The 12,255-nt window shown below is 45.3% G+C and carries 7 protein-coding genes; 3 read left to right on the top strand and 4 right to left on the bottom strand.

Annotated elements, in window-relative coordinates:
- Window positions 1-119 precede the first annotated feature (119 nt).
- Window positions 120-1,307: a DUF3103 domain-containing protein gene (locus EPB59_RS05055; protein ID WP_154171729.1), complete on the top strand. Its 1,188-nt coding sequence runs from the start codon at window positions 120-122 to the stop codon at window positions 1,305-1,307.
- An 81-nt stretch (window positions 1,308-1,388) separates the two neighbouring features.
- Here the strand turns inward: EPB59_RS05055 and EPB59_RS05050 are convergent, their stop codons facing one another.
- Entirely contained in the window at window positions 1,389-1,997 is a 609-nt protein-coding gene (locus EPB59_RS05050; RefSeq protein ID WP_154171728.1) for an HAD family hydrolase, read from the bottom strand.
- A gap of 567 nt (window positions 1,998-2,564) precedes the next feature.
- Between EPB59_RS05050 and EPB59_RS05045 the strand changes: the two genes are divergently transcribed.
- Complete coding sequence (locus EPB59_RS05045; RefSeq protein WP_154171727.1) at window positions 2,565-4,328, top strand: SgrR family transcriptional regulator; 1,764 nt, start codon at window positions 2,565-2,567, stop codon at window positions 4,326-4,328.
- A gap of 88 nt (window positions 4,329-4,416) precedes the next feature.
- On the opposite strand, the gene EPB59_RS05040 is transcribed toward EPB59_RS05045, so the two are convergent.
- Window positions 4,417-6,033 carry a S1 family peptidase gene (locus EPB59_RS05040; protein WP_154171726.1) on the bottom strand — a complete coding sequence of 539 codons (1,617 nt, stop codon included), beginning with the start codon at window positions 6,031-6,033 and terminating at the stop codon, window positions 4,417-4,419.
- A 328-nt stretch (window positions 6,034-6,361) separates the two neighbouring features.
- Here EPB59_RS05040 and EPB59_RS05035 point away from each other — a divergent pair, with 328 nt between their 5' ends.
- The gene (locus EPB59_RS05035; protein ID WP_154171725.1) at window positions 6,362-8,782 is read left to right on the top strand and encodes a M9 family metallopeptidase; all 2,421 of its coding nucleotides are present in this window, start codon (window positions 6,362-6,364) and stop codon (window positions 8,780-8,782) included.
- Between the two features lie 42 nt (window positions 8,783-8,824).
- On the opposite strand, the gene EPB59_RS05030 is transcribed toward EPB59_RS05035, so the two are convergent.
- Window positions 8,825-10,486, bottom strand: coding sequence for a response regulator (locus EPB59_RS05030; RefSeq protein ID WP_055051784.1), 1,662 nt, complete (start codon window positions 10,484-10,486; stop codon window positions 8,825-8,827).
- Between the two features lie 11 nt (window positions 10,487-10,497).
- Window positions 10,498-12,252, bottom strand: a complete 1,755-nt coding sequence (vieA, locus tag EPB59_RS05025) for a two-component system response regulator VieA (RefSeq protein ID WP_154171724.1) — start codon at window positions 12,250-12,252, stop codon at window positions 10,498-10,500.
- Window positions 12,253-12,255 lie beyond the last annotated feature (3 nt).

Genomic DNA, 12,255 nt, shown 5'->3' with positions numbered 1-12,255 from the left:
CTTGAGCCACAAACATAACTTTGCTGAATGTTTTGTCTCTGTACTACATGCAAAGCGTGGTAGTTTGAGCCCAATAGAGCTATGGCTCTATTTATTACAACAATAAAAAGGGTTCACCTATGCATAAATCACTCTCCTTAGCCGTGCTTCTGACTCTCGTGCTGGTTGGCTGTCAGTCAGAAGAAACACAATCTACTCAACTCAGCTCACAGGCAAAGGCGGATGCGGTTGTCGCTCAAAAACGCCAATTGGCAGAATCGTTCAGCCAACATTATGCGGCATACGCGCAAACGCTAAAAACGCAGATCACCGCAGATAATCTCAGTATTTCCATGTCGGAATTGGTTGACGTGGCACCGAACTCCGAAATCAGCCAACAGTTGCGTTCAGCCGATAATCGAGTTCGTTCCCTAAAAGGGATTGAGCAATACACGGATCAATTGCTGCAATTACGCTTAGCCGATGCCTCAATGCTACAAGAATGGCAAGAGGGTCAAAGCCCGCTGTTTGCATTTGAACCCAGTGGTAACGATGAATCTTGGCAGTATATTGAGGCTTTCGATGTGTACGGACAGATCCACCAGTTAGATGTTTATCAATTACCCGATGTCCCTGTCTTTGTGGTGGATAACGATAGTGCAATCGAACTAAAAGCCGGTCTGCAAGTGATGCGAGCAGAAATGCATCGTTTGGGACAAAATTCACAGCTTGCAACAGAAGAAAGCAGCTCTGTTGAATCATCCGCTCGTGCACTCAATCGTAGCGCGGACGCGGATACCCCACCACTCTCTACCACTGTGCTGAAAAAAATCCGTTTGCAAGATGACAAAGAACCTTGGATTTCAGGACGTGCCGAAATTTACGCATTAGTTACGGGTGTAGACCCAAGCCGCGACGCCCCAACCATTGATCTGATTGATATGCCCTATCTGGATTACGACCAACAAGACTACTTCCCGAATCAAGTCGTCATCCACTGGGCTCGTTATCGTTGGGGCGCGGCAGACATGATTCTGATGGAGCAAGATGATGGCACCGACTACAAAGAGTTAGCTAAACAGCTCGTTAAAGTAGCCGAAGAAGTGCTCAAACTCATCCCAGATCCAGAGGTACAAGGTTACGCCATAATTGCTCAGATTACGGGAAAAATTATCGAGGCAATCCCAGATGGGTTACTGGTCAATGACGATGACTTTGTCGATGTGTTTTACACCTTAATGCAGGATACCTCTTACACGGATCACCCTGGAGCGAATGGTAATGCCGTCGCAACATTTGAGCCGCTCACCATCTATCCGACCAAATAATTTTTTCTACTCACATACAGAAGGCAGGCTTACACCTGCCTTTTGCCGTTCAACGGATAGTACAAATGCTTGATGACTAGGCTAAAAATGTAATCCCATTTGCAATAATTCAGCTCTTGCTTGATGCGCATCCACAAATTGAAAAGCATGAAAACCTTGCTGACGCGCCCCCATTACATTCACCAACATATCATCCATAAAGACACTTTCTTGCGGGTCCAAATGCTGACTTTCTGCCAAATATCGATAAATCGCCGGATCCGGTTTGAGTAAGCCGCACTCACTCGACACAACCGCGCCTGTGAATTTTGGCCAGAAGTCATACTGCTCTTTTAGGTAAGCGACAATTTCATTGACATTGTCCGTCAGTGCATAGAGGCGGTAGCCCGCTTGCAGCAAATCATCCATCAGTTTTTGCGTGCCAAGCAGTAACACTTGCGTTTCTTTAATGTGGAAGAACAGTTGCTCTAATGTATCGTGGGGAAGACCGAGTTGCTGATGAAACGCTTGCTTCACTTCTTTCTCGGTGTAGTGGCCTTTATTGAGATCACGCCACAGTTCACTTTTAAATACGCTTGTCGCTAATGTGGCACTTTGTTCACCCTCACCAAAGGTCAGTTGAGCAATCTCTTGTGGCGCCCATTTCACAATTACGTTGCCGACATCAAATACCACATTACGAATGGTCATTCCGGACTTCCCCTTGTTGAGTTGGAGGCAAGAGTTTAACTAACTCGCTCGCATATTATTGGCTAAAGGGTCACAAAGTAATCAAATGATTCAGGCACAAAGAAAGGCAGCACTCGAACCATTTGCTTGGGGGAAGCATCAGGAGCGATGTGCGAGTGCTGCAGTTTTGGGGATTATCGATTCGATGATCGGGTTTTGTCTGGCGTTGGAGGTGTTTGAGTAAATAACAACTCAAACAACGCAACTAACGCCATCCGCTCAATCACACAATTCGTTTGTTGAAGCCGCTGCCGGTAATGGTCTGCCATCGAGTGTTCATTGATTAGCGATTTGCACATACCCTGCACTCCTTGTTGTGTTGACATCGCTATTGTCTCTCCGATTAAGGAATCTAAAAACTGAGCAAATTGCTGCACTTTGCTCCGCTTTTGCCGTTTGAAATGCCTTATTTCGGGTGAAAGCACTCATCAAAGTAGAAATGAGGAACAAACAAAACACAGGTTTTCACCATTAGGGATGCGGATATTCACTACAATAGCCGCAAGATGACAGGAGCATGAGGTAACCGTGTCCGATCTCAATTTATTACGGTATTACGCCCGACTCGCACCATTGGGAGTCGGCAATGATATAAAAACCACCTTGCCCGAATTGGCAGAACGGCTTTTTACTAGCCCTCGTCATGCGCGAAATTTACTGGTGCGCCTCAACCAACTGGGTTGGTTAACTTGGGCACCAAAGGCGGGACGACATCATCGCTCGTCGCTGCAATTGCACACCAAACTCGCTCAGCTCAAAGAACAGCTAGCTGCAAAGCGCGTACAATTGGGCAAATATGAAAAAGCACTCGCGATATTGGATAACGATGAGATTGCTTTCGCCAGATTGCTGAAGAAAACGTCAGGGGCCACGCTTCAAGAAGGCCGACTGCATATTCAATTGACTTATAAACGTCCTTTTGAACCTTTACTGCCCCATCTTCCTCAGCGCAGCAGTGAGCGTTTCTTGATTCGTCAAATTTACAGTTGTTTGGTCAGCTCTGATACTGATGGACATGTATACCCTGAACTGGCGCATCATTGGCATTATGATTCGAAAACTTGGCAATGGACTTTTTATCTGCGTCCCGAGTTAACGTTTCATAATGGGTCTGCAATTGATGCCACAACCATCGTCAGCCTTTTTGCTAAGCTCTCTAGCCTTGAGACACACCAAGCTGAACTGGCACACATTACTGATATCAAAGCGCCAACCCTGTTCAAAGTCGTCTTTAATCTCGATCGCTCGGATCCAGGTTTTGCGGGTTTAATTTCAGGTGTGAAATACGCAATACAACCTGTCAGCCAACTCAATTACAGTCAGTGTCATGATGGGCAAATGCTACCTGTTGTCGGCTGTGGCCCCTTTGAAGTTCAAGAACACACCCATCACAAACTCAAACTTAAAGCATTCAGCCAGTTTTATGGTTGCCGAGCCTTAACCGACCGGGTCACGATTTGGCAAGTCGATGAAGAACGTTTAAGCAACCCGCTGATTGAAACTAATCAACCAGAAGCGAATACAGCCAGCTGCCATCATCAAGTGATCACCGATCTTCCTCATTCTTCTTTCGCCACTCAACATCAAAGCCGAGTTGAAGATGGGTGCTTAATGGTGTTATTTAATCAATCCGCTCCTGCGGCGCTCACTCAAGCACAAGCGCATTTATTAAGTGAAAAACTCAACCCAATCTCGATTGAAGAAAATATCCGCCAACATGGTGTGATGTTTGGAGTCGAACCCGCTTATAACCTATTACCTGTTTGGCGAGCAGTATTGAAAGCCCCCGCCCCTTCTGTAGCATTACCCAAAAAGCTGACCTTAGCACTCTACAACTACACTGCATTGCAAACGTGCGCTCAAGCAATGGCTCGATTACTGGCTGCGCAAGGTATTGAATTAGAGACTCACACCTACACGTACCGTGAACTTCAGCAACGAGCACTACATGGCGAACTGGATGAAACCTTGGTTCTGACGAACATCAACTTGGATGACAATCGCCATGCTTCTGCGTTTGCCATGCTGTTTAGTAACCCACTGCTGCACGCTTGCACCACTCCGAGAGATAAAGCTTGGCTAATGCAGCAATTAAACACGCTACGTGAACAAACGCCGCTGCCTGAGTATTTGCATCAGCTCGAACCCATCGCGTCTTTATTGGTTAGTGAATCTTGGCTTGCACCCCTTTTCCATCATAGACAAACCTTGCGTTTCCATGGGGTGTTACATGATGTTGCGCTCACCAACTGGGGTTGGCCGGATATTCGCAATGTGTGGTCGGCGGACTAGCTCTCCCAACGATTTGCCCAAAAACGCAAAAGCCAACCTCTGTAGGTTGGCTTTGAATCAGCAAAAAAATGACTGAGTTCTAGATGAGTTAGAAAGCTTTACGACGACGTAACCAACCACAACCGAAGAGCAGAGCTAAGGCAGCCCCACCTAGGCTACCGCCGCCACCTGAACGACTATCAGTTATTGGTGGTAAATCAAAAAGATTTGGGTCATGGCTAAACTGGCTCAACATCACTTTACTAAGTGCATCATCATTTAAAGTCGATCTTTCATAGACCAGTTTTACCGTATTGGTCGGTTCATACATAGAGATGCTTGCCATACCCTCGGTATTGTTCCAAAAATCCTTTTCAAGTTTACCATTGACATACACATTGAACTTATCCCAAATCGAGTTAGATGAAACGTTATATCGAAACTTTAAGCGTCCTTTCGGTAGGTTTTCCAAAACAATCAGCGACTTTTGCCCTTTTTCTAAGCTTGCCGTTTGTAAACTGTTACCTTGTACCATCCATGGATGATCATTCACATGCACTTTATGCGCAGGTAAATTTGCCAAGTAATTTACCGTCTCAGTAGATGCTGGCGCTAGAGCCTCAAAGTAGCGCCAAGCATATACATGCTCGCTACTCATGGTCGTTGAGCTAAAATCGAGTTTGATATGGCCTTCAGTAAGAGTGGTGATGTCATACTCCACATCCACATGACAAGAATCGCCGCTCGCTAGATCTGCTGGGCAGGTATTGGTTACCACCCTTATGTTTTGAGTACCGATTGAAGCGGTCGGTGTCGGTGCAGTTAAATTAATCGGATTGATACTCGTATTGGTAAATTCAAAACGCTGAGTATAGTTATCTAGGCGTACGATCCCTAGAACCTGCTTCTGACGGTAGGAAAGACCTAAACGCTGATCGTTAATCCAATTATTAAAAGCACTGAGTTTGGTGTAAACACCCGGTTTATCAGGTTGACCACAGCCTGCCCCCCAACTCACCACGCCCATTTGGGTTAAGCCACGGTTAGTACGAAAGAAAATCGGACCACCACTGTCTCCAGCACAAGAATCTTTGCCCTCAACGCCAGCACAAAACACTCCATCCCCTTGCGTCTCATAGCTACCACCTTTCTTACGGCATTCCGCAATAGGTACAAAAGGAACATCGACCTGATGTAATTTTGTGGGGTAATCACTCCTGTTGCCATTTACTTCCTTGCGAGCACCAAAACCGATAACTGTCAGTAAATCATTTTCACGCAATTCATCAAAATCAACAGGAATGGCAATAGAAGTGAATTGGTTCAATGTTGGGGTGCTTTCTAGCTCTAACACCGCGATATCATTACCACCTGAAGCATAAGCATAATTCTGATGTACATAGATTTGTTTGACTCGGATGCGCTCTGCAGCACTGATATTGTCCATATCATATGCGCCAACAATAACATCCATAGTGGAAGGATCTTTTTTATCAACACAGTGTGCCGCGGTTAACACATAGCGCTCACTGAGCAAACTACCACCACACCATGCAGAACTTTTATCACGCGTTGTTAGCGCAACCATATAAGGCCATGCGCCTACAGTCGCTTGTTCTCCACCAATAATACGGCTAGAGACTCCGGATTCCGTTCCAGAAGCACTGAACTGAAAAGATGTAAAAAGAAGTGATCCAACCACTCCTGATAAAAATGTTTTGTTCATAGATACCTCTGATAACTCCCACCCAGACTATTGATGGGAACGGTACCATACCATGAAAAAATAAAATGTAAAGCAATGTGAATAGATCATTCACGGAAATATAAGACTATGAACGAATTTCACACTAGATATCTTTTAATTATTAGTGATTTATCACTAAGTCATTCAATACTCTGCATTTATAAAAAGAGATCTTCATTCATAAAATTAGAATAAAAACTCTATTTATTGAATTAACCTCATGTTTCATAAGCACTAAGTTTTAATGAAACCGAACAAGATCTTATAAAACACAGCTCAAACATACTGATAATCAATAGGTGTTACTGTGTCTTTTCAAAAACGCTTCCAACGTCATCCGATCACTTTAGCCTGCCTGTTTGCAGGACTTTCTCACCCTATCTATGCGCAAGCCACCTGCGAGATTCAAGATTTACAGCAAGCTCGTGATCTCTCTGAGCAAATCGCCACGGCAAATCAAGCTTGCTACAGCTCGTGGTTTTATGCGCCTGCCGTGACCTTAAACAATCTTTACAGCGAAGCCTCTCTTGCGCATCTACACACGGTATTGGATGCAGAAATTACTCGTTATACCGGAGAGGCGGAGCAAGCTCGCCGATTAGAAAATTATGGCGAATTTATCCGCGCGGCTTACTACGTTCGCTATAACGCTGGCAGTGAACCTTATTCTCAAGCGCTCAGTCAGCGTTTTGCTCAATCTATCGATCGCTTTTTGCGTCATCCGCATGCTTTTGACCAAGGTCGCGAACAAGTCGGTGCCATGAAAAGCCTGAGTTTAATGGTCGATAACGTCAAACAATTGCCCTTGACGATGGATGCCATGATCTTAGCTCTGCATCGCTTTAACCAAGAGACAGCGCAAGACACGCAATGGGTGGATGGGTTAAATAATCTCTTTCGTGCCATGTCTGGCCACATTGCAAATCCTGAGTTTTATCGCTATTTAGCCGCCAACACTCAGCACATCGATACCTTATATCAATTCGCTTTGGATAATGAATGGGCATTGGATACCGATGCGGGATTTTTGGTTTACAATGCGTTACGCGAAACAGGCCGTTTGTTGGTCAGTCCTGATGCAACAACCAAACAAAAAGCGTTACAGGTTATGCAGCAGGTGATCGCTCGTTATCCATTGGGTAGTCAACATGACAAATTATGGCTCGCCGCAGTCGAGATGTTGCGCTATTACGCGCCCGATGCGTTACATGCACAAGGCATTGATTTGGAGGCAGCAAAACGTGATCTTGCCACACGCATTTTGCCAAACCGCTTTGAATGCCAAGGCCCAGCGATTATTCGCTCACAAGATCTTTCCGATACGCAAGCCGCGCAAGCTTGTCATGTGCTAAACCAAAAAGAACAAGATTTTCACCAAGTGGCGAATACGGGATTTGCTCCTGTCGCCGATGACCACAATGATCGCGTTGAAGTAGTGGTATTTGCCAATAACAGCAGCTACGTTAACTACTCTGCCTTTCTATTTGGCAATACCACCGATAATGGCGGCCAATACTTAGAAGGCAACCCTGCCGATCATAATAATCAAGCTCGCTTCATTGCTTATCGTTATGCCAATGACACCGATCTGTCAGTCCTCAATTTAGAGCATGAGTACACCCATTATCTTGACGCTCGTTTTAACCAATATGGTTCATTTAATGACAACCTCGCACACGGCCACATCGTTTGGTGGTTAGAAGGTTTTGCAGAATACATGCATTACAAACAAGGCTATCAGGCTGCCATTGAACTGATTTCACAAGGTAAATTGAGTCTGTCTGATGTGTTTGCGACCACCTACTCAAATGATACGAACCGCATTTATCGCTGGGGCTACTTAGCCGTACGTTTTATGCTGGAAAAACATCCACAAGATGTCGAAAGCCTACTGGTACTCTCACGCTCTGGGCAATTTGCACAATGGGCAGCAACAGTAAAAAACTTAGGCGAACAATACAGCGCAGAGTTTACGACTTGGCTTGATACGCTAAAAACCGACACACCAGAAACCCCAGATCCTACAGTACCCGAAACAAAACCGGAGGCGTCGATAACGGCGCTGAGTGCTAATCAATCCGTCACCCTTTCGGGACAAGCGTATAGTGAACATCTTTTCTATATTGATGTACCTGCATACAGCCGTGAATTCCAGATCACAATTGCAGGTGATGGCGATGCCGATCTCTACATGAGTTATCAAAAGATTGCGCATTATTATGACTACCAAGTCAGCGAATATACTTCCGGTAGCCATGAGAGCATTAGCGTCAAAACGGAGCAAAATGGATACATCAAACCCGGACGCTATTACTTCAGCGTGACTGGGCGTGGCGATTATTCCGCGGTCACTCTCAACTCACAACTAGTGACAGAACAGCCAAATCAACCCGATGAACCTAAAGATGATCTCGCGCCATTGGTGCTTGAATCTGCTCAGGCGCAAATGCTCACCATTCATCAGCAGCGTTATGCGGCGATCTATGTACCAGAAGGCGTCAGTGAAGTGCGTGTCTGGCTCACCGCTTCAACATCACAGGAAGGAGATATCGATCTATTCGCCGCCAGAGACTATTGGCCAACGCGCGAAAAGTTTGATCATGCCTCCACGAGTGAGGGCAGTAACGAATACTTGCGGATTCCGGTTACACAGGCAGGTTACGTGCACTTTTCTTTAAATGCACAACAGGCTGGCGGCAACGTGGAGATGGTCGCTTATCTCCATTAATGTTTAGCCTGGTTGCCCTCACTTTGGTGAGGGCAATTATCATCAAACCTCTTCTAACACCCCTTTCTCTGCTCGACAACGAGAGCGGAAAGTCAGCACTTTTTTATAGAGATCGGCATACTGCGCATTGAGCAACTCTTCTTCATTCATTAATTGATGAATGGTGTGATGGCAGTTTTTCAACAACAATTCCGTTTCCGCTTCACTCAACGACTTGGGCCAGTAGCGCGATAAAATCGTCACTACTTTCATGCATACCGTGCGCAGTGTCGGACATCTATCCAAAATTTCGATATAAATATCGAGCAGAGAGTCAATCGTGAGTTGTTTATTGCACAGGGTATGATAACGCTGTTCTAACCACTCCAATTTATCTTCATTGGCTTGTTTTAGGGCTTTCCCTAGCGCAATTTTGCTCTCTAAGAGAATTCCGGTTTCTTCATTCAACAGTGCTTCATTACACCAACTGATGCATTTTGCGAATTCAGAATCAAACGCCATCACATTGAGTAACCATGTAAAGTGATAACGGTCCTCAAATAATTCAAATGGTCTCGTTCGGTAAATTTTATTTAAAATTTCTACGGAAACCGCGAAATTACCCTCTTCCATCGCAAAATGAGCGGCGATCAATTCTAACTGTGGCAGCAGTTCTTCATGCTGGCCTTTATCATAAAGCCCTTTCAGGATCGACTTCGCTTCTTGTAACCACAGAGATCGCTGCGGCTCTTTTGCTTGCCGTACGGCATATAACAAACTGCGAATGAAATTAAGGTGCATATGATGGGTATTGCGATGGGTCTCTTTGTTGATTTCTGAATACAAACGGTAACGCTCAAGCGCCGAAACCGTGTCACCCACAGATAAACATAAGTTGGCCAGCACCCATTCTCGATCGGTGTGTCCGGGAACAATTTGGTTGGCAACCTGCAGATGGTGGATTGCTTCTGGAATCGAGTTATTACTGAGGCTGATGCTCGCGGCTTCCACCCGAGCTCGGACATTGTTTGGTGCATTTGAAAGCAGGTCTTGAATAACTTGATTGGCTTCAACATGACGCCCAGTTTGCTTTAAGGCATTCGCAAGACCAATTTTTGCCCAATCAAAGTCTTTATGTTCTAACGTTTCAAGGTAAACTTCGCGCGCGTGATCGAAACGGCGCAGCTGAGTTAAAAATTCCCCGCGAAATTTTTGGATCACGAAATAGTAATCGCTATAAAAAGGTTCCAGTTCATCACACAAACTCAGACCCAATTCTGCATCACCATCGCGTTCCGCTTGATAGAGGGCTTTAAGCGCATGTTTGCGTGAGATAGCGTTCGCCAACCGCTCCTGTAAGGTCATGATATTGAAAGGCTTGAGGATATACTCATCCGGTTTTAGTTCCAGAATGGAGTGCACAACATAGGCCGAGCTCTCTCCTGTAACTAATACAAAAACCGCCTCTTGTTTGATAAGTTTATAGTGCTTTAACTCCTCAAAAAGCTGCTTACCATTCAACCCCTTACCGAAGTTGTAATCGCAAATAAAGATATCAAATCTCTGCCTCCCGGCCATGAATACCGCAGCTCGTGGACTTTTACTCCACACTATATTTGGCTCAGTAAAACCCAGCTTGAGCAACATGCTGCGTAAACTGGCAATGACTATCGGCGCATCGTCGATGATTAAAACTTTTAATTCAGCAAAAGTAGGTACAGCCATAACTCTCGGTACTATTTTAATGTTACAAAACGCACCAATTCCATGGCCGATTTAATCCCTAATTTGGTCATAATCCTAGTCTTGTAAGTGCTTACGGTTTTTTGGTTGATATCGAGTTGTAAGGCGATTTCTTTATTCGTCAGACCTTCAACTAACATTTTCGCAACCGTCAACTCTCGCTCAGAAAGCTGAGCAAGCTCTTCTTGTTGCGCCTGTGGGCGCACATTGCTCTGCTGCGCTTGCAGTAAGATCCGGGAGCTGGTTTCCATCAAAGTATTCGCTTTGACGACGATGACCTTGTACTTATCTGGTTGAGTCTCAGGGGTTAATCCATCATGCAGCACCAAGATCGCTCCTCGATAGTAAGGCTCAAGCAACTCATGAAATGCCGCAGGACTGATTGTCGATAAAAACCGACTTTCGACGACCAATAGGTTGATCGGTAAATCGCGCAGTTTGTGCAGCGTCTGCTCAATATCTTGTGCCACAAACACCTTGCTGACGTTCTCTTCTTTATTGAGCACTTTTTGTAATGCCGTGGCGCTGAGCATATGGTTATCCACCAGCAAGATTTGCCAGCCATCATCCATACTTTTACAACCTAAACACTGACGACGATTTTTAGTGTAAAGCTCGCTCAACTGAGCAATCGGCATGGGCTTAGCGGCGTAGTAACCTTGGCAGGTATCTACCCCAAGTTGACGTAAGTATTGCCATGTCTCTTCGTTCTCTACCCCTTCGACGACGCAGTGCAACCCCAAAGATTGAGCCAGCAACAAACACATATTGGTCAATTGTTGGTGTTTGTAGTTGGTTGCCAAATCATGCACAAAGCTGCGATCAATCTTGAGTTCCGTAAAAGGCAGTTGAGCCAGTTGACCTAATGACGCGTAGCCCGTACCAAAATCATCAATCGATAACCCAACGCCATACATTCGCAGTCGAGCAAGGTTGGCCAATGAGGTCGGGGTTCCGTTGTACACCTCATGCTCCGTCATCTCTAGAGTCAGTTTGCTTGCGGGAAAGCCATACCGCTCACAGATGGAGAGAATGGGATCACAGATCGAGTGTTGCAAGTTACGTTGGCTGATGTTGACGGAAAGCTGCAAGTCAGCACCAATACTAGCCAATGCAGAGACCGACTTTTCTAATACGGTAAGGAAGAGTTTCTCATGCAAGCCACACTGCTCAATTAAAGGCAGAAACACCGCTGGACTTAACATACCATGAGTTGGGTGCTCGTAACGTACTAGCGCTTCAACGCCTACCATCGCCCCACTGCGAAAATCAAACTGTGGTTGATAGTAATTAAAAATATGATCGTGCAAAAAAGCTTGTTCGATCTCGTCACAGGTTAGCGTGATTGCAGGTTTGTGACTGGCCTCAGGCTCCGTTTGCTTTTGAAACCCCTCGACAACACGCTGTAAATCTTCCACTTCGTAAGGCTTAGGCAGGCGATCAACATAAGCGAATCCAGCCAAACTACACATGTTGTGAGTTAACTCAAGAATCGCATCTTCCACCGCGCTGAGTATCACCACACCTATCTTAGGTGCCTGTAAACTCAGTTGTGATAACAAACTGATCCCATCCATCTGCGGCATTCGAATATCGCAAAACATCAAATCGATACCCACTTTGTTACACAGTTCTAAGGCAGCAAATCCGTTTTCAGCCAAGATGACGTCATCCAACCCAAGCTGTCTTAGCTTGAGCTTCAGGCTCGTCGCCTGAATTCGATCATCTTCTACTATCATTATTTTCATAAC

It is taken from the genome of Vibrio metoecus (genome assembly GCF_009665255.1).
Lineage (GTDB): Bacteria > Pseudomonadota > Gammaproteobacteria > Enterobacterales > Vibrionaceae > Vibrio > Vibrio metoecus_B.
The sequence above is the reverse complement of the archived record's forward strand: the minus strand, read 5'-3'. Positions and strand labels throughout refer to the sequence as shown.

Coding starts and splice junctions, on each gene's coding strand:
- EPB59_RS05040 (WP_154171726.1), bottom strand. CDS start 6,033: ATGAACAAAACATTTTTATCAGGAGTGGTTGGATCACTTCTTTTTACA.
- EPB59_RS05055 (WP_154171729.1), top strand. CDS start 120: ATGCATAAATCACTCTCCTTAGCCGTGCTTCTGACTCTCGTGCTGGTT.
- EPB59_RS05030 (WP_055051784.1), bottom strand. CDS start 10,486: ATGGCTGTACCTACTTTTGCTGAATTAAAAGTTTTAATCATCGACGAT.
- vieA (WP_154171724.1), bottom strand. CDS start 12,252: ATGAAAATAATGATAGTAGAAGATGATCGAATTCAGGCGACGAGCCTG.
- EPB59_RS05050 (WP_154171728.1), bottom strand. CDS start 1,997: ATGACCATTCGTAATGTGGTATTTGATGTCGGCAACGTAATTGTGAAA.